This window comes from Snodgrassella sp. M0351 (genome assembly GCF_016100575.1).
GTDB classification, from domain to species: Bacteria; Pseudomonadota; Gammaproteobacteria; order Burkholderiales; family Neisseriaceae; genus Snodgrassella; species Snodgrassella alvi.
Window position 1 is genome coordinate 1,382,123 of record NZ_JACFSG010000001.1, and the last position, 18,775, is coordinate 1,400,897.

The 18,775-nt window shown below is 43.6% G+C and carries 16 protein-coding genes; 11 read left to right on the forward strand and 5 right to left on the reverse strand.

Features of this window, described 5'->3' with window-relative positions:
• Nucleotides 1-33: 33 nt before the first annotated feature.
• The 3 genes from H3V01_RS06095 (at nucleotide 34) to waaA (ending at nucleotide 5,471) form a co-directional block, all read left to right on the forward strand.
• Entirely contained in the window at nucleotides 34-441 is a 408-nt protein-coding gene (locus tag H3V01_RS06095; protein WP_096765990.1) for a MerR family DNA-binding protein, read from the forward strand.
• A gap of 125 nt (nucleotides 442-566) precedes the next feature.
• Complete coding sequence (smc, locus tag H3V01_RS06100; protein ID WP_198186263.1) at nucleotides 567-4,046, forward strand: chromosome segregation protein SMC; 3,480 nt, start codon at nucleotides 567-569, stop codon at nucleotides 4,044-4,046.
• Between the two features lie 135 nt (nucleotides 4,047-4,181).
• Nucleotides 4,182-5,471, forward strand: a complete 1,290-nt coding sequence (waaA, locus tag H3V01_RS06105) for a lipid IV(A) 3-deoxy-D-manno-octulosonic acid transferase (RefSeq protein WP_198186264.1) — start codon at nucleotides 4,182-4,184, stop codon at nucleotides 5,469-5,471.
• A gap of 186 nt (nucleotides 5,472-5,657) precedes the next feature.
• On the opposite strand, the gene H3V01_RS06110 is transcribed toward waaA, so the two are convergent.
• From H3V01_RS06110 to H3V01_RS06130, 5 genes are all read right to left on the reverse strand, one after another.
• On the reverse strand, nucleotides 5,658-6,647 hold the full coding sequence (locus H3V01_RS06110) for a sulfatase-like hydrolase/transferase (RefSeq protein WP_198186265.1): 990 nt from the start codon (nucleotides 6,645-6,647) through the stop codon (nucleotides 5,658-5,660).
• A 524-nt stretch (nucleotides 6,648-7,171) separates the two neighbouring features.
• Entirely contained in the window at nucleotides 7,172-7,633 is a 462-nt protein-coding gene (locus tag H3V01_RS06115) for a pilin (RefSeq protein ID WP_084552005.1), read from the reverse strand.
• A 147-nt stretch (nucleotides 7,634-7,780) separates the two neighbouring features.
• On the reverse strand, nucleotides 7,781-8,242 hold the full coding sequence (locus H3V01_RS06120; protein WP_110414402.1) for a pilin: 462 nt from the start codon (nucleotides 8,240-8,242) through the stop codon (nucleotides 7,781-7,783).
• Nucleotides 8,243-8,393: 151 nt separating this feature from the next.
• Complete coding sequence (locus tag H3V01_RS06125) at nucleotides 8,394-8,843, reverse strand: pilin (RefSeq protein WP_084585931.1); 450 nt, start codon at nucleotides 8,841-8,843, stop codon at nucleotides 8,394-8,396.
• 281 nt (nucleotides 8,844-9,124) lie between these two features.
• Entirely contained in the window at nucleotides 9,125-9,886 is a 762-nt protein-coding gene (locus H3V01_RS06130) for a hypothetical protein (protein ID WP_198186266.1), read from the reverse strand.
• 415 nt (nucleotides 9,887-10,301) lie between these two features.
• Between H3V01_RS06130 and H3V01_RS06135 the strand changes: the two genes are divergently transcribed.
• The 8 genes from H3V01_RS06135 to H3V01_RS06170 all read left to right on the forward strand — a co-directional run bounded on the left by H3V01_RS06135 (nucleotide 10,302) and on the right by H3V01_RS06170 (nucleotide 18,740).
• A complete protein-coding gene (locus tag H3V01_RS06135) occupies nucleotides 10,302-12,530 on the forward strand; it encodes a FepA family TonB-dependent siderophore receptor (RefSeq protein ID WP_198186267.1) in 2,229 nt (742 codons plus the stop codon).
• A 316-nt stretch (nucleotides 12,531-12,846) separates the two neighbouring features.
• A complete protein-coding gene (locus H3V01_RS06140) occupies nucleotides 12,847-13,788 on the forward strand; it encodes an alpha/beta hydrolase (protein WP_198186268.1) in 942 nt (313 codons plus the stop codon).
• A gap of 1 nt (nucleotide 13,789) precedes the next feature.
• Complete coding sequence (locus tag H3V01_RS06145) at nucleotides 13,790-14,596, forward strand: siderophore-interacting protein (protein ID WP_198186269.1); 807 nt, start codon at nucleotides 13,790-13,792, stop codon at nucleotides 14,594-14,596.
• Nucleotides 14,597-14,677: 81 nt separating this feature from the next.
• Nucleotides 14,678-15,646 carry a siderophore ABC transporter substrate-binding protein gene (locus H3V01_RS06150; RefSeq protein WP_198186270.1) on the forward strand — a complete coding sequence of 323 codons (969 nt, stop codon included), beginning with the start codon at nucleotides 14,678-14,680 and terminating at the stop codon, nucleotides 15,644-15,646.
• A gap of 92 nt (nucleotides 15,647-15,738) precedes the next feature.
• A complete protein-coding gene (locus H3V01_RS06155) occupies nucleotides 15,739-16,707 on the forward strand; it encodes an ABC transporter permease (protein ID WP_198186271.1) in 969 nt (322 codons plus the stop codon).
• 7 nt (nucleotides 16,708-16,714) lie between these two features.
• A complete protein-coding gene (locus tag H3V01_RS06160; protein ID WP_051506563.1) occupies nucleotides 16,715-17,671 on the forward strand; it encodes an iron chelate uptake ABC transporter family permease subunit in 957 nt (318 codons plus the stop codon).
• Between the two features lie 59 nt (nucleotides 17,672-17,730).
• A complete protein-coding gene (locus H3V01_RS06165; RefSeq protein ID WP_096765594.1) occupies nucleotides 17,731-18,489 on the forward strand; it encodes an iron ABC transporter ATP-binding protein in 759 nt (252 codons plus the stop codon).
• 11 nt (nucleotides 18,490-18,500) lie between these two features.
• Entirely contained in the window at nucleotides 18,501-18,740 is a 240-nt protein-coding gene (locus tag H3V01_RS06170; protein WP_037475112.1) for a hypothetical protein, read from the forward strand.
• Nucleotides 18,741-18,775: the final 35 nt, after the last annotated feature.

Consider the following 18,775-nt stretch of genomic DNA (forward strand, 5'->3'; position numbering starts at 1 on the left):
AGCTTTACATATGCAAATTCAGATTTTAATCTTATGAATATCAGTGCCGCAGAAAAATTAACCGGTTTATCCAGTAAAACCATCCGTGATTATGAGGCTGCCGGACTGATTCAGCCTGTACGCCAGAGTAACGGCTATCGCGATTACAGTGAAGCCGATATTGCCACACTGTGCTTTATCAGACATGCCCGCGAAGTAGATTTTTCGCTGGCGCAGATTGCCCAGCTGCTTGCATTACGCAACAATCCGCAACGCACCAGTGCTGATGTCAAAGCACTGGCAGGCGAGCACATACAGCGTCTTAACCAGAAAATAAATGATTTATCCAGCATGAAAGAGACTCTGGAAAACTGGTACAACCGCTGTGGCGGTGATGCTTCACCACACTGTGCGATTATCGACGGGCTGGATAAGCATGGGTATGCCGGTAATCACAATTAAGCCGGCTCCGGTTTGTGTTATCCGTTCAGGACTGGTTGTTATTCATGATAACTAAAACTGTCTTTTTACTTAAAACAGGCTAAAATAGTCGCTTTTCGGCACTTTTCCCGGGCTTTATTGTTGCTATGCGTCTAACCCATATCAAGCTTTCCGGCTTTAAATCCTTTGTAGATCCCACCACGATTGCTGTACCGGGCAGACTGGTAGCGGTAATCGGACCAAACGGCTGTGGCAAAAGCAATGTGATTGATGCTGTGCGCTGGGTGCTGGGAGAGGCTTCCGCCCGGCAGTTGCGCGGCGAAAGCATGCAGGACGTGATTTTTAACGGTGCCAATACCCGCCGGCCGGCACCGCGTGCCAGTGTGGAGCTGGTATTTGACAATAGTGACGGCCAGCTTCAGGGAGCATGGGGACAATATGCCGAAGTGGCGATAAAACGCCAGCTGACCCGTCAGGGCGATTCTACTTATTTCATTAATAATCAGGTTGTGCGCCGCCGTGATATTACCGATTTGTTTCTCGGTACTGGCGTCGGTGCCCGCGGTTATGCCGTCATTGAGCAGGGAATGATTTCCCGCATCATTGAAGCACGGCCGGAAGAGCTGCGTGCCCATATCGAAGAAGCCGCCGGCGTGTCTAAATACAAGGAACGCCGCCGTGAAACCGAAAATCGTCTTGCCGATACCCGTGAACATTTACAGCGACTGGCCGATTTACAAAGCGAGCTGGATCGTCAAGTAGAAAAACTCCGGCGACAGGCAAATACCGCACAGCGCTATCAGGAGCTGAAAACTCAGATAGCCGATAAACAGAATTTATTTGATTACAGCCAGTGGCAGCAGGCTCTGCATCAGGCAGACAGTGCCACAGCACTTTACCAGCAGCATGGCAATGCACAGGAATCACTGAAGCTGCAACTGGAAACACTGGAACAACAATTACAGCAGCTGCGCGAACAGGAACAGCAACAGCAACAGCGAGTACGCGAAGCTGAGATGCAGCGTGCCGGCCTGCGCGAACAATGGGCACGGCTGGAAGAACAGATTCGCCATCGGCGCGACTGGCAGCAGCGTATTGCCCGGGAACAGACTCAGGCACAAACTGAGTTGCAACGTCTGCACAATGAAAATATTCAGCAACAGCAACAGCTGGAATCGGCTAGTTCAGAGCTGGAAGAACAGCAATTACAGCGTGAAGAATGGGCTTTACAGGCCGCGGAACATGAAGCGCGCATGCCGGAACTGGAAGAACTGGCTCATCAGGGCGAGCGCACACGTCAGAACCAGCAAAATGAGCTGGCACGTCTGGAACGTGAACTGGCCATCAGACAGCAACAGCACCAGCATGCGACAGCGGCCATTGCTCAATTGCAGCAGCGCCGGCAGCGTCTGGAAGAAGAGCTGACGCAACTGGCCTTACCGCAAAACGGAGAGCTGGAAACCGCCCGTGAGACAGCAGCAGAGCTGGAACAGATTGTAACTACGCTGGAAGAGAACCTGCTGCAATATGAACAGCAGCGTGAAAGCGCACGGGAAGCACTGCTTCTGGCTCAGCAACAATACCGGCAGCTGGAAAAACAGCAGCTTACCCTTAACGCGCAGGTAGAAGCGTTAGCAGCCATGCTTCCACAAGCTGAGCGCAGCAGTACAGAAAACGAAACCGACAGTAATATTCCTTTATTGTGGCAACATTTGCAGGTTGCCAAAAAATGGCAGCATGCGACAACCGTTGTCCTCGGACACAGACTACAGGCACAGTATACCGAACAGCTGCAACCTGGAGATACTCTGCCAGAACGCACAACCGTCTGGGTCAATCAGACGGCTGAAATCAACCAGCAAAAATGGGCAACAAATGCCCTTTTACAGCATATAGAAGTTCAGGCTCCATTTTCCGAAGCCATACAATACTGGCTCGGACAGGTATTTTGTGCAGAAACACTGGAAGAGGCTTTGCTCAAACAGGCTGATTTACAGACACAACAACTTATTATTACTCCTGAAGGCCACTGCATAGATGCCATCAGTGTGACATTGTATGCTGAAGATAATGGTACCAGTCTGCTGCAACAGCAGCAGCAATTGCGCGAACAGCAACAGGCACTGCTTGCACTGGAGCAACCTTTACAGCAGGCTACAGAAACCATGCAGCTGGCACAGCGCAACCTTGAGAACACGGAAGAAAGGCTGAATCAGTGTCAGCAACAGCTTAAACAGCAGCAACAGCGCTGGCAGACAGCCTCTGCTCAGGCTACTGAGTTACTGGCACGCACCAGCCAGGGGCAACTGCGGCAGGAACATATTCAGCAGGAAAGCGCACAAATCATCAGTGAGCTGGCACAACAACAGCATGTGCAGCAGCAAACGCAGGCTGATACTGAAAATCTTACACTCGCGGTAGAACAATTGCGTCCGCAATTACAAAATCATACTGCCAGCCAGCAAAACCAGCAGCAAACTTTGAAACAGAGCCAGCTGGCATTGCTGGAAGCGCGACGGCAGCAGGGTTTGGTAGAAATGGCTATAGTACGCCTGCAACAGCGGATTCAGACTACCACACAGGAACAGCAGCGTATTGCACGCGAAACGGAACGCTGGCAGGAACGTCAGAGCGAGCTTGCACTCGGGATTGCCGAGCAGGAAATGGAAGATGAACAAACCCTGCAAACCGAAGAACTGAATACCCAAATCGATGCAGCTACTGAACAGTGTACAACTGCACAGCAAGTGCTTGAACAGCTCCAGCAGCAATTACAGCACATACAACAACAGCAGCACAATTTCAACAGCCAGCTTCCGCAGTTACAGGCCGATACTCAGACTGCCTTGTTGCAGCAACAGGAAGCCTTGCTGAATGCCAGACGTTTTCACGAAACCCTGCAACAGAATCAGGCTGATCTGGAGGCATTAGCAGAGCTGTTTAATCAGTCACAGCAGGCTGTACCGGAATTGAATCAGGAAATTGCGGCATTGGCACAGAAAATCAATGCACTGGGTGCGGTTAATCTGGCGGCATTACAGGAGCTGGAAGAAGCACATGAGCGCGCTGAGTATTATCAGACACAAACAGCAGATGTACAGGCGGCTATTGCCTTACTGGAAGAAGCCATCAGTACAATTGATGAAGAAACCAAAACCCGCTTTAAAACTACTTTTGATGCGGTAAACGAAAAAGTACAAAGCTACTTTCCTACCTTATTTGGTGGTGGTGAGGCCAGACTGGATATGGTCGGCGATGATTTACTCAGCGCCGGCGTATCCATTATGGCACGCCCGCCGGGCAAGAAAAACAGCACTATTCATCTGCTTTCCGGCGGAGAAAAAGCCTTAACTGCCATGAGTCTGGTCTTTGCCCTGTTCAGCCTTAATCCCGCTCCGTTCTGTCTGCTGGATGAAGTAGATGCTCCACTGGATGATGCCAATACCAGCCGTTTTTGCAATCTGGTTCAGCAAATGTCGGCACAGACTCAGTTCGTGTATATCTCCCATAACCGGCTGACGATGGAAATGGCCGAGCAGCTGGTAGGGGTAACTATGCAGGAAAAAGGTGTTTCGCGTATTGTTGAAGTCAATATTCGCCAGGCACTGGATATGGCTGAAGCTTAAGTGCGCAGATAACAGAATGGCACTAACCGCAAAATACAGCTTCTGCTTTTTCGACTTATGGCTGCTGAATCATTCCTGATAATCAGCTTTTTTTAATTTATAATTCTCTGCAACAGACCATTACAAGCAATACCTATGCTACTGAATTTTTTATACCAAATCTTATGGCAGATAGCACCCCCTTTTTTACGCAGGTATTTACGCCGGCGTGCTGCGCTGGCACCGGCATATGCGCTTAACTGGTCTGAACGTTTCGGTAAACCTTATCCCGATCCGGTAAAACACGGCATCTGGGTTCATGTGGTTTCTGTTGGTGAAACACGCGCTTCATTACAATTTATCCGTGCGCTGCAAAAGTATTTTCCGGATAAACCATTATTGATGACGCAAACCACACCTACCGGTCGTACCACAGTACAGCATTTTTTTCCTGAAGCACAATGCCGTTATCTGCCCTATGATAAAAAATCCTGGGTTAAACAATTTATCCGGGATCACCAGCCTGTATTCGGCGTATTAATGGAAACAGAAATCTGGCCGAATCTGATTAATGTCTGCGCCGACAATCAGATTCCGCTGTTTATGGCTAATGCGCGCTTATCCGAAAAGTCTCTGCATGGTTATCTGAGAGTACGCTCACTGGTTGCACCGGCACTTGCCACGTTAACCGGCTGTTACGCTCAGACTGAGACGGATGCTCAGCGGCTTAAACAAATCGGTGCTGCCAATATTCAGGTCTGTGGTAATACCAAATATGATATTACTCCGCCGGCAGAAATGGCTGAACTGGCACAAACATTCAGACAGCGTATTGGTAACAGACCGGTAGTTGTGTGCAGCAGTACCCGCTTTTATCACGGCACAGACGAAGCACAGTTACTGCTTGATGCATGGGCAAAACAAAAAACCGGCAATATCCTGCTGATTATCGTTCCGCGTCATACTGAGCGCTTTGAGCCAACTTATGAATATGCCGAAAAACTGAATTTTATTACCCAAAAACGCAGTGATAACCAGAATATCGCCGAACAGACTCAGGTCTGGATAGGTGATAGTATCGGCGAACTGTTTGCCTACTATGAATGTGCCGATATTGCCTTTGTAGGCGGAAGTCTGGTCGACAGCGGCTGCCATAATATTATCGAACCGATTGTGTGTAAACTCCCTACTCTGTTTGGTCCTTCTACCTATAATTTTGCCGACGCCGCACCCAAAGCAATTGCCGCAGGAGCAGCCAGGCAAATTCAGTCTGCAGAAGACTGGGCAGCAACAACCCTAGCTTTGCTGGATAATTCACAGCAAAGAAAGCAGATGTCTGCCAGTGCGCAAGCCTTTATCCGGCAGCATCAGGGAGCAAGTGAACGCATAGCACAAACCATTTATCATTGTCTGACCAGCCATACCAATAAACCATCAGCTAGTTGAATTTAAAAAAAATCAGAGATTTAAAATTAAATTGAGATCATAGAAAATTTTAGATAAATACTGATTTCTATTAATATCAATTAACAACTTTTATATTTGGCCGATAAACTGCATACTGAATTTTCTAAGCATATAAAAAAGGCCGGACAATAGAAATTTGTCCGGCTTTTTTAATGCTAAGCTACATTAATGTACACGTACATGAATAAATGGCACAGAATCTTCCTTAAAACTGTCCTTATATTTATCCAGGATAATTGGCGGGCTATGATCACCAACAACCACTATGTCTGTGTCTTTAAAACCTCCGGCCTTAATTTCATTGGCAAGCATAGTAAAAAACTGATGCTGTAAATTCAGATTCCGGCATGCCTCCTGCCGGCCGTCAAATATCGGCTGTTTACAATCATAAGTATAATTACCAAGTATATCCTTTTCAGAATACGGATGATGAGTATCGAGTGTCAGCCAATAGATAAATGATTTGTCCTGCGCAGCTTTATTTGCGGCAGACACATCATGCACAATATTATAGTCACAAGCGCCGGGAAATGAATGGCATTGTTTGATATTACTGAATTGCGGGAAAAAACGGGCGTTTTGCAGACCCATATGCGGATACCAGTCTTTACGGTCATACATTTTAGAATATGAACCATGAAAAGCCTGAACCAGATAACCTTTTTTTTGCAGGTGTATAGGAACACATTGTTTGAATTTATCGAACGGACCCAGAACAAAATTAGAACTTTTAGCTTTTAAATCGCATAACTCACGCAGTTCTCCCATAATAGTACTGTGCAGTGCGGGATTTTCTCCCTGTGCAATTAACTGCACATTCGGAATATTTATTAACGGGGCATCAACAGACGGATTAACAGCTCCGTGTTCAGGTATAAACGTTCCCCACGACTCATTCAGAATGAACAATATTTTTTTAGGCGGATTCTGCATATCAATCTGCTTTTGCAATACACCGCCGTGCGGCCAGTCATAAAATTCCGGTTTAACCGTACCTCGCCAGAAAAATTCATGATTAAATTTCAGATTTTGAATCGTTTCATAATAACTTCCCCACCAGCCGGTTGTCTGATAACGATTGGATAGATTGACCCCGCGATAATCAAAGAAGAAAACTGCAAAAATCAGATACAGTAAGCCCAATGACCATATCATTCTGCCTGAACATAGCCGAACAATATATTTAAGTATGAGAAACAGACTTATTGCTAAATACAGAACAAATATTGCTATAAATAACCAGTATAATTTCGGGGCATGAGGAATAAAACGTAAAATCTCAATAAACTCGACAATATTATCATAATGATAAAATTGTTTAATCCAGTACAGAATATCAAATATATATACTACCGTGTATGCCAGAGCAAATAATATTAATGACCAGCGTCTGCGCAGGAATATTAAGGGCAAAATCCATATATACTCTAAAACAATAATATATCTTTCAGAGTAAACAAAAATATGAGCCAGCCAGAACAACCCATTGGTTATTAATAAATAAAGTAATAAAAAAATCCAAAATCGTAATGGAAAATAAAACTTTAACAGATTTGCTATTTTAATAATTGTTGGAAAATTCTTATCAAAACTCATACTTAATTCGTTTCATATGTATATATGCTTAATGAAAAAAAAAGCCGCTACCGCGGCTTTGTATGTATAGATTTCCTGAGTATTTAGATTGTGAATGCTTTAGGTATATATTTATCAGGCATATCTGAGCCTGCATTTTTCTTCAGTGAACCATTTTTCAATACATCTAATACTAATTTCTTACCAGCAATAGAAGCAGATACTTTAGTTCCGTTTACTGTATATGTAATTGTACAGCCTGTTGGAGCGTTAGCAGAAAGACTGCCGTCTTTAGCACTACCACCGATTTCTGCTTTACCGTATTTACCAGTTTGTTCGTCAATGGTGGCATCAAGTGCATTATTGTCACCTGACTTACAATTATTATTCTGCAAATTATCAATAATCTGAGTTTTCAGACCAGCAGCAAGGCTGGAAGCCTCTGAAGCCTGAGAACGGGCAATATAATCAGAGTAAGCAGGTACGGCAATTGCAGCAAGAATACCGATAATTGCAATTACAATCATCAATTCAATTAAAGTAAAACCTTTTTGGAATGCTTTCATATTATTCTCCATCTTACAAAACGGTTGAAAATTCATTAATACATCAATTTATATAATACTGGAGCAAATTTCATGCCAAGTTTTAAAATTTAATTATTTTTTAAATACAAAAATGTATCTGTAAGATAATATTTTGATTTTTAAATTTTAAATATTTAGAAATGCTCTTGGAATATATTTATTATTTATGGTTGAAGCACTATTTTTACGTAAGGATCCGTTTTTCAAAACATCCACTACCAGTATTTTATTTGCAATAGCAGCAGAGACTTCTGTACTTTTTACTTTATAAGTAATTGTACATCCCGTAACCGAATTAGCCGAAGCCCCTGATGATATTGATGCATTACCACCAATAGTAGCCGTACCGTATTTACCGGTCTGACTCACAACAGAATTGGTTCCTGAATCAAAACATGTATTATTTTGCAGGTTTTCAAAAATTTGTAATTTCAATACCCCTGCCATACTCGAAGCCTCACTAGCTTGCGTCCGAGCTATATAATCATTATAAGCAGGAAGCGCTATAGCCGCCAGCACCCCGATTACAGCAATAACGATCATTAACTCAATTAAAGTAAAACCTTTTTCTAATAGATATATTTTCATTGTCCGACCAGATCAGATATTTACAGAAATGAAAGCAAAACACATACCATTTTCTTAAAATAACATGTATTTTTCGAAAGAATATTAAATCTGAATTATCCAAAATTTTGTATACAGACTCATTTAAATTCAACAATGATGCTGCGGCTGATTAAATAACCAAAGCTTTAGGCAAATACTTTTGTTCTATAGTGCCGTTATTGAGTTTTAATGTTCCGTTCCTCAGTACATCCAATTCGAGATATTTATTTACCAGAACAAATGAAGCATTCTGCGAATATACCGTATATCGGATAGAACAGCCTGTTCTGGCAGTAGCAGAATGCTGAGCATTCACGACAGGAAATTCTGTCGTAATCTCTGCAATTCCGTATTTTCCTTTATAGCTATACTCTGATGGATTTTGTGCCCGGCATTTTTGGTTCTGTAAACTATCTAAAACCTGCGCTTTCAGGTTTCCTGCCAGATCTGCTGCTTCAGCAAGCTGAGCTTTTGCACTGTAATCCATATAAGTAGGCACGGCAATGGCAGTCAGTATCCCTATTATTGCTATAGCAATTATTATTTCAATTAATGTAAAACCCTGGTGATGTAAACTCATGATGTTTTTATATGTTTAAATTTGATTGATTTTCCGACTAACTTGCAAATGTAATATTTATTATTATATTTGATTATTCAATACAAAAATTTATTTATTTTAATTAAAAAATCAGATATGTACTTTTATTTCATAATAAATTGATTTATTTATATATTTTTAATAAATTTTTTGACAAAATTTTTAAATTAAGTTTTTTATTATTAATAGTCAGACAATTATATCCGACGTATATAATTGTAAATCAGATAACTTTGTCCAGACTTGCTAAATCCAGAAAATTACAGGTAATATTCCTGCATATACGCCCATACTGCTGCAAGCATAACCATCTGACTGGCCAGATTTCCGGTACCGGCTTCAGAATTAATATAATCAATCTGTTGCCGGGCGGCCCATACTGATAATGAACCATCATCACGAACAGTTTGATTATTCTGTAAAACGACATTGAAACTCCGACCGGACAAAAACTCAAAGGCTCGCTGACTAGTAACATAGAAAAAATCATGAGGATCTTTATCAGGGCTGACCGCTACCTGGCTCATTCCATGCGCCATTGAGCCACCAGGCACATAGTTTCGTATGGATAATCCACTTGGATGATTGTTATGCAAAGCAACAATCAATTTGGCGTGAATCATATACTGATTCAGAAAACTGTCGACCTCTTGAGTTAACTCTTCTCTTGCCTGAGCACAATTACCGCGCAGACATTTTAACGCGTTCTTCCGGCCGGTTTCAGTAAAAATTCTATTTGGATCAAAGTGATAATTTACTTCATTTGTTTGTATCCTGATTTCCCGGCTGCCACCATGGCGAAAATCCAGCAAACAGCCCTGCTGAATCTGGTTTAATGCCATTAATGCGGTCTGACGTGCAGTTTCTTCATTATCATGTACATGCACCCATACAATATGTTGCCATGGTGTACCCTTACAAGTCTGAGTCACCGGCAATATTTTTACTTGTCCGGTTGTATTAAAGGAATTTGAAACAAAATCTTCTGCATACGCAGGTAAGACACCTGTAATCAATAACAATAAAAAAATATACTGACAAATATAAAAAGTTGATTTTCTCATTTAGCTGATTATTTTCTATTTTAATTTCAATTCTTTGTATGTATTTTTATTTTGATAAAGATATGCCTGTCAGAATTACATTTTCTGCTGAATATCCAGCCTGAAAACAAAATTCTCTGTTAATTTCTTTTCAATAAATCAATTTCTTAATTTATCAATACACATTTCTCATCATCTCACTGAAAAGATTATTTGCCAAATGTGTCAAATTTTGTCACATTAAACTGAATTATGTAAGTACCGATAGTTATTATACTGATTAAGTATGAATTTGTATTTTTTGTTTAATCAGTATGGTTTTAGTTGAAAATAATAATGGTATTCATTATTATTCGCAGATTTATCAATTTATCTCTTTTCGTAGCTCAATAGTATGTCTGATCACCCTTTTCCTTCTTTTAAACTGGCATTGATTCCGTTCATTCTTCTTACCGGCAGCACTGTTTATGCTCAGGATAATACAGCAAAGCTGGACGATATTTACGTCACCGCCGAACAGCAGGTTAAACAGTCTCTCGGTGTTTCTAAACTTGATAGTCAGGATATTGAACGCAAAACACCGGTCAATGATATTTCTGAGCTGGTGCGTACAATGCCCGGTGTCAATCTGACCGGTAATACTGCTTCCGGTCAGCATGGCAATAAACGCCAGATTGATATTCGCGGAATGGGTCCGGAAAATACCTTAATACTGATTGACGGCCGGCCGGTTACTTCGCGTAACAGTGCACGCATGAGCTGGCGCGGTGAGCGTGACACCATTGGCGACAGCAACTGGGTACCGGCAGCAGAAATTCAATCAATTGAAGTTATTCGCGGACCGGCTGCCGCACGCTATGGTTCTGGTGCAGCTGGCGGTGTAGTGAACATTGTGACAAAAAAAGTCAGTAATGAGTTTCACGGTTCTATCAATGCGTTTATGAATTTGCCGGCAGATAAAGAAGAAGGAGATACACATCGTATCGGCTTTGATTTGTCCGGTCCGGTTATTAAGGATGTACTCGGTTTTCGGATATATGGCAATCTGAATAGTACTGATGCAGATTCACCATTTATTAATCAGCGTTCGAATGATAAAGGCAGCAAATCGCTGGCTGCCGGACAGGAAGGTCTGATTAATAAAGATATTGGCGGACGGCTAGCATGGCGCCTTTCTCCGGCACAAACTCTGACACTGGATACTACCTACAGCCGGCAGGGCAATCGTTATAACGGTGATGGTCCCAATAATGTACAGACTGATTACACCCAAAGTTTATATGGTAAGGAAACCCGCCGAGTATACCGCCAGAGTTTTGCACTGACTCATGAAGGTATATGGGACTGGGGCGACAGCAAGCTGGTAGCACAATACGATAAAACTACCAACAGCCACTGCTCTGAAGCGCTGTCAGGTGGTCCTGAAGGCTTGTGTCAGGATTTGGGCAGCAAAGATATTACTTATAAAGACAGTACACTGACAACAAAACGTCTGACGGGTGAAATACACTTTCCGTTTACATTAGGTGTGTCCCACGTGCTGACTATGGGTGCAGAATATCAGCACGATAAACTGGATGATCCGGATGGTCTGCGCCGTATACCTCTTCCCGGGGCAGTTTATCCGGCTCCGGCTAACCACACACCGTCACTAAGCAGCTGGGCCGGCTATGTGGAAGACAATATCAGCCTGACCGACTATTTAAAACTGGTACCAATGCTGCGCTATGATCACAATAATAAAACGGGCGGTAATGTCAGCCCCGCTGTTAATCTGTCATGGCAGCTTCATCCGAACTGGCTGATTAAAGGCGGAATAGCACGTGCCTACAAAGTTCCGAATCTGTACCAGAGTACAGACAGTTATATGCTGTACAGCAAAGGCAATGGTTGTGCCACCTCTTCCGGAGGCGGCCGTGGCTGCTATCTGATAGGTAACAGTAATCTCAAACCGGAAACCAGTATTAATAAAGAATTGGGTTTTGAATTTAATAAAAACGGTTATCTGGCTTCTCTGGCTTATTTCCGCAATGATTACAAAAATAAGATTGAAGCCGGCCGGCAGATTATATTCACGGATAGTACTGGCACGAACTCTCGCTCGGGCGGATATGACTATTTTGAATGGACCAATACCCGCAAAGCGCTGGTAGAAGGACTGGAAGGCAATTTAACCCTGCCTTTTTCAAGTAAATGGAAATGGGTAAACAATTTTACTTATATGTTTAACTCCAAAAATAAGGAAACCGGCAATCCTTTATCTGTCATCCCTAAATATACGATTAATTCGTCTCTGGCCTGGAATCCTGCTGAAAAATGGGACACATTACTTACCTATACTTACTATGGTCGCCAGAAACCGCGTACAGTACCGGTAAATCCTGTTGAGGCAGGTATCGGTAACGGAGGAAAAGGAACTACCGGTTTGAGCGGAGAAGAAATCGGCAGTTATGGTATCTGGGGTATTTCCGCCGGCTACGCTGTAAATAAAAATATTAATATCAGAGCCGGAATGTCAAATATATTCAATAAACGTATCTACGCCTCTACACTGCGCGGCACTGCATATACATACAATGAACGCGGCAGAGCAGTATGGGGCAGTATGAAAGTTTCTTTCTGATGCTTTCTGCAAACAGGCTGCCATTCAGGCAGCCTGTTTTTTTACAAGCAAATTATTTTTCACCGTGACTTATCAATCAATTTCAGTTACCATCATAAATAGTAATGATTATTGTTTACACATAATGAGCAACTTTATTAAGTAAACAGACAAAGGTTATTCAATCTGACTGTACTTTAACCAAACCGCTTGATCCGGCAATATTTTTAACTGGTATTCGATTAATTTTACCATGCAGAAACAAAATCTTACCGCACATCCGTCCTGTTGTCTCCATATGTTCTGTAACACCAATCAACTGACGGAAAGATTAAATATGCGCCAGATTATTATTTTTCTTTTATTGTTTTTTACGGCCTTAATCTTGCACAACACAGCCAAAGCTCAGCCTAATCTGAATGAACCAGCTAATTTTGCTGCATTAAAGCAATCAGACAGCGGCTATCTGTTTAATACGCTTGCGTTTACTTCTGCAGACAGACAGCGTCATTACCGGGTTTATATAGCAGCCCCCGACCGCAGAGCTCCTGCAGAGGGTTTTCCTGCTTTCTATATTCTGGACGGAAATGCTGCACTGGATTTTCTGACGCCGGAAAATATGCGGGCACTGTCTGCACAGCCTCAACCTCCGGTGCTGGTACTGATTGGCTATGCCACAGATAAACGCTTTGATGCGCAGGCACGGGCCTACGATTACACCATTGCGCCGGATAATGACAATACCGATCCTCTTGATTCAACCAGAATAAACGGCGGGGCTGATATATTTCTGGATTTAATTCAGAATGAAATTATGCCGGCAGTAAATCAACAGGTTCGGATTAATCCCAATGCACAAACTCTGTGGGGGCACTCTTACGGCGGGCTGATGGTTATGCATACTTTGTTTACTCAGCCTAATCTTTTTCAGCACTATATTGCTGCCGATCCGTCCGTTTGGTTACACGGCGATTTGTTACAGCAGGAAGCTGAAACCATGCTTAAACGTCAGGTGGCTTTTTCCGGCAGCAGTCTGTGGGTTTTCAGTAGTAAACTCAAAGCCGGTAAATTACCGAAAAATCCTCAGGCGGCCGCACGTATCCGCATACGCAATGAGCAGACAGCCAGATATGCCGGTCTGATTAACAAACTGATTAACGAATTAGAGCAAAAAACTGATTTAACTATCAGATATGAGCATTATCCGCAGGAAAATCATGGCAGCCTGTTTGGCAAAAGCCTGCAGCAGGCATTATTTTATCCAGTAATCAGGCAATAAAATGAATAAACGTTCACCACATCAGGCTTATCTGACACGCGTTCAGGATATTATCGATCTGAGCCCGAATTTACGCCGGCTGGTTTTGCATAGTCCGGAGCTGACCGATTATCCGCATCAGTACAATGGTGCCCATATCAAAATATTTCTGGCACCGGATGGTCAGATAACACCACAATTACCCCAGTTTTCCGGTCATGGTTTTAACTGGACTGAGCCGGATAATAAACCGATTGTGCGTACCTATACCATTCGCAATTATGATGCACAGTCGTGTACGGTAAGTATCGATTTTGTCAAACACGGAGACACCGGACCCGCTTCATCTTTTGCCGAGCATGCTCAGGCTGGAGATATTCTTGGAATCTCTTCCCCCGGCGGACCGAATCCGATGCTGAAAACAGCATCACGCTATTTATTTGCCGGTGATATTACAGCTCTTCCGGCAATTGAATCTCTGCTGGCAGATATTGCCGCAGATGCGAGCGGCGACGTTGTGCTGTTATTACCGCAGGCAGAAGATCTGCCTGCATCACTCCCGTTACCTGAAAAAATGCATCTGCATACCTTTTTTGGTGATTTGAGCCAGATTCCTGCTGTAGTAGAGCATATAAGCAGTTTTGCCCCGTTGAATGATGATGACTTTGCCTGGGTTGCCGGTGAAGCAGCACTGGTTAAGCCACTGCGTGAATTGCTGCGTACACAGTGGCAAGTACCGCCTCAGCGCCATTATGCCGTCCCCTACTGGCGTCAGGGAGAAAATGAAGAAAGTTATCATGAAGCACGGCACAGATTTATTGATAAATAGGCACCTGCTCAAGAAAATTAACTTTAGCCTTGTTCAGGCGGTATAATTAATGCAAACGATAATGATAGGAAATACTGAAAAATGATTAAATCTTGCTGGAAACCTCTTGCTTTGTCTGTTTTAACTTTGTCTCTGCTTTCTGCCTGTGGCGAAAAAACCAATGAGAATCACACTGCCAGTAATGCTTCGTCTGCTGCTGCAACTGCTGTTAACGGACCAACAGTGACAATAAATACTGCCCGCGGAGAAATAACCGTACCGGAGAATCCGTCTAAAGTTGTGGTATTTGATATGGCTACACTGGATGATTTACAGGCATTGAAAGTGCCGGTTATCGGTGCCCCGAAAAAAGTGCTGGTACCGTATCTGCAGCAAACTCTGGAAACGGTAAACAATACCGGTACTTTATTTGAACCGGATATGGAAGCACTTAATGCGCTAAAACCACAGCTTATTATTATCGCAGGTCGTACCGCTCCGAAATATGATGAACTCGCTGCTCTTGCTCCTACTATCGATATGTCTGACAGCGGACAAGATTTAATTGGCGATGGCATGAAAATGCTTGATAGCTACGGTAAACTGTTCAAGAAAGAAGCAGAAGCGAAAAAACTGCATGATGATATCCAGAATCTGCTTAATGAAACTCAGCAGGCAGCTAAAGGAAAAGGCACTGGTCTGATTCTGATGGTTAATGCCGGCAAACTTTCAGCATTTGGTTCTTCCTCTCGCTTTGGCTGGATTCATACTCAGGTTGGCGTACCGGCTGCAGATACCAGCATTCCGGCTTCTCCGCACGGTCAGTCTGTCTCTTTCGAATACGTGCAGAAAATCAATCCCGACTGGTTATTCGTTATTGACCGTACTGCTGCCATCGGCGAAGAAGGTAAAACCGCTCAGGCTGTACTGAATAATGATCTGGTACGTCAGTCTAAAGCATGGAAAGAAGGTCACATTATTTATCTGAGCAGCGCATCTTATCTGGCCGCAGGCGGTGTACAGCAAATGAAAACTGATCTGACCAATATTAAAGCGGCAATGTCACACTAAGCCGGAGTTTTATTCACGATAATCAGGTTTCGCTATGCTGCATAAATATGCAGTATTAGCGTAAACCTGTTGTCTGTATTTTTTTCTGTCATATGCTTCGTTCCTCTCAGATTAATGCAATCAATTTTTTGCTGTTACCTATTTTACTGATTATCAGCATTAGTATTGGTGCAGCTTCTTTTCATTGGGGTGATCTGTTTATCAGTAGTGATACCCGTTCTTTGCTTTTGTATAGCCGTCTACCCCGCTCTCTGGCGATTATTCTCACCGGAGCCACACTGGCCGTAGCGGGTATGGTGTTACAGATAGTATTGCGCAATCGTTTTCTGGAACCGGGTATGGTTGGTGCTACCCAAAGTGCAGCACTTGGGGTATTACTGGTCTCCATCTGGTTGCCGCAGGCCAGTCAGCTGACCAAAATGAGCTGCGCCAGTCTGGCTGCTTTGCTGGGGATGACGCTGTTTTTATTTTTATTTCGGCGTCTGCCTGCACACCGGCAACTGATGATTCCGCTAATCGGCATAATCTATGGCAGTATTATTGAAGCACTGGTGAATTTTATCGGCGTGGAAACCAATACCCTGCAATTGCTGGCGGTGTGGTTTGCCGGTGATTTTTCTGCAGTACTCGCCGGACGTTACGAATTGCTGTGGATTACCGGTCTGATGACATTAGTTATTTATTTTCTGGCTGACCGGCTTACCATTGCCGGACTGGGACAGAATATCAGTACCAGCCTCGGTATCAACTATGCACAAATGATGTGGATTTCCCTGATTACCGTGGCCATGATTACTGCCATTGTCGTGGTAACAGTCGGACAGATTCCTTTTATCGGGCTGGTAGTACCTAATATTATTTCCCGGCTGGCAGGTGACCGTTTACGTCAGAATCTGCCTGCAGTTGCACTCCTGGGTGCCAACGCTCTGCTGATCTGTGACATTATCGGCCGCACTATCGACCCGCCTTATGAAATACCGGTGTCTCTGATTTTCGGTATCGTCGGAACCGTGATTTTCCTGTATTTGCTGTTTAGAAAGCCTTCTGTACATGCAGTTTAATTCCACCATGCCGTCACATCGCTCCGGTGCACGTTTTTTCGGTGTGCTCGGTATTCTGTTAATTATTGCCAGTATTCTGTTTATGACATATGGCGTTAAAGGAAGTTGGGATTTTGTACTGCAACTGCGCGGTAAAAAGCTGCTGATGCTGCTTACTGTTGCCTACGCAGTTGGTGTATCCACTTTACTTTTCCAGACTCTGACCCATAACCCTATTCTTACACCGGGATTACTTGGCTACGATTCACTTTATCTGTTGCTGCAAACCATTACTTTGTTTGTATTCGGTGCAGTGGGATTCACCAGTATGAGTGTGCTGAGCAAATTTGTTATCGAAGCACCAATAATGATGGTTGCCTCGCTCCTGCTGTTTCGCACTTTAACCCGGAACAGTAACGGTGATTTGGCCCGATTGATACTTACCGGTATGATATTCGGAGTCATGTTTCGCAGTTTCAATAGTCTGCTGCAACGCCTGATTGACCCTACTCTGTTTACGGTTGCTCAAACCAGCTATTTTGCTCAGTTTACCTCCGTGAATGTCACTATGCTGATTATCGGCATGAGTATCATGCTGTTCAGTACAGTCTGGATCTGGCGGATGCGCTATCAGCTCGATGTTCTTATGCTCGGACGCAATGCCTCTATTGCTCTGGGTATTAACTATGTACGGCTGAGCCACAGCATTTTGTTATGGATTGCTCTGCTGGTTTCGGTTTCCACTGCACTGGTCGGTCCGGTCAGTTTTTTCGGTTTACTGATATGCGCACTGGTTAATACCTGCACCCCCGATATGAAACATCAGCTGCGGCTGCCGGCAGCATTTCTGGTTGCAGCACTGGTACTGGTCAGCGGCCAGCTGATATTTGAGCAGCTGCTTGGTATGCAGGGCGTACTGAGTGCGGTTATTGAATTTTGCGGCGGCATTGTGTTTCTGTGGCTGGTATTAAAACGCAAACGCTAAGCTGCAACAGTAGCTTTTTATCATCACCATTTTTTGCACCGATTTAACCTGACAGCATTATGATTACCATAAAAAATGTTAACCACCACATCAACGGCACACCCATTCTCCGCGATATTAATCTTGATATTCCGGATAAAAGCATTACTGCGCTGATTGGTCCCAATGGTGCAGGTAAATCTACATTGTTCTCGCTGATTGCCCGCCTGCAACCTTTACAGGAAGGCAATATCCATATTGATGAACTTGAAGTCAGCCACAGCAAATCAACTGCCATAGCCAGAAAACTGGCTATATTGTCGCAAGAGAACAACATACAGAGCCGTATTACCGTACGTGATTTATTACTGTTTGGCCGCTATCCGCATAATCAGGGACGCATCACAGCAGAAGACCAGCAAATTGTTGATCAGGCTTTACAGCGCTTTGAGCTGGAACCATTGCAACAGCGTTATCTTAGTGCACTTTCCGGCGGACAGCGCCAGCGCGCACTGGTAGCCATGACTTTCTGCCAGCAAACCAAACATGTTATTCTTGATGAACCGCTTAACAATCTGGATATGTATCATGCACGTGAGCTGATGCGTTTGTTACACCAGCTGACCAGCGAACAAGGTCTGGCTACCATTATGGTGGTTCACGACATCAACATGGCAGCAGCCTATGCTGATCATATTGTTGCTCTTAAAGACGGGCAGATTGTTATGCAAGGTACACCAGAAGATATTATTACTGTAGACCATATTCAAACCATATTTAATCTGGATACAGAAGTTGTCAGCCATAAAGGGAAACCTCTTGTTATCCATCACTTCTAGCAGGCTTTATTATGCAAAACAATAATACCCCCGGTTCACGCAAAATGACGGGGCTGATTACTGCCATGATTGCTTTGTTTGTCGTACTGGCTGCATGGTTTATCTGGCTGTTTTTGGGAGATGATGCTGCCGTACGGATGTCAATGGCACGGATTATGCTCATTTTTATGGGGCTGGTGTGTACTTTTCTGTTTGGCGTATTTATTATGATTGGCGCGAAAATCTGGCGCCGGCAACACCCGCATCACTAGAAACGCATAGATTCAAAGCCAAAAGCCAAACTGAA

Bases quoted from the DNA above. Each gene is read 5' to 3' on its own strand.
- H3V01_RS06110 (WP_198186265.1), bottom strand. From the start codon at position 6,647: ATGATATGGTCATTGGGCTTACTGTATCTGATTTTTGCAGTTTTCTTC.
- H3V01_RS06120 (WP_110414402.1), bottom strand. From the start codon at position 8,242: ATGAAAATATATCTATTAGAAAAAGGTTTTACTTTAATTGAGTTAATG.
- H3V01_RS06125 (WP_084585931.1), bottom strand. From the start codon at position 8,843: ATGAGTTTACATCACCAGGGTTTTACATTAATTGAAATAATAATTGCT.
- H3V01_RS06135 (WP_198186267.1), top strand. From the start codon at position 10,302: ATGTCTGATCACCCTTTTCCTTCTTTTAAACTGGCATTGATTCCGTTC.
- H3V01_RS06150 (WP_198186270.1), top strand. From the start codon at position 14,678: ATGATTAAATCTTGCTGGAAACCTCTTGCTTTGTCTGTTTTAACTTTG.
- H3V01_RS06140 (WP_198186268.1), top strand. From the start codon at position 12,847: ATGCGCCAGATTATTATTTTTCTTTTATTGTTTTTTACGGCCTTAATC.
- H3V01_RS06170 (WP_037475112.1), top strand. From the start codon at position 18,501: ATGCAAAACAATAATACCCCCGGTTCACGCAAAATGACGGGGCTGATT.
- H3V01_RS06160 (WP_051506563.1), top strand. From the start codon at position 16,715: ATGCCGTCACATCGCTCCGGTGCACGTTTTTTCGGTGTGCTCGGTATT.
- H3V01_RS06165 (WP_096765594.1), top strand. From the start codon at position 17,731: ATGATTACCATAAAAAATGTTAACCACCACATCAACGGCACACCCATT.
- waaA (WP_198186264.1), top strand. From the start codon at position 4,182: ATGCTACTGAATTTTTTATACCAAATCTTATGGCAGATAGCACCCCCT.
- H3V01_RS06155 (WP_198186271.1), top strand. From the start codon at position 15,739: ATGCTTCGTTCCTCTCAGATTAATGCAATCAATTTTTTGCTGTTACCT.
- H3V01_RS06145 (WP_198186269.1), top strand. From the start codon at position 13,790: ATGAATAAACGTTCACCACATCAGGCTTATCTGACACGCGTTCAGGAT.
- smc (WP_198186263.1), top strand. From the start codon at position 567: ATGCGTCTAACCCATATCAAGCTTTCCGGCTTTAAATCCTTTGTAGAT.
- H3V01_RS06095 (WP_096765990.1), top strand. From the start codon at position 34: ATGAATATCAGTGCCGCAGAAAAATTAACCGGTTTATCCAGTAAAACC.
- H3V01_RS06115 (WP_084552005.1), bottom strand. From the start codon at position 7,633: ATGAAAGCATTCCAAAAAGGTTTTACTTTAATTGAATTGATGATTGTA.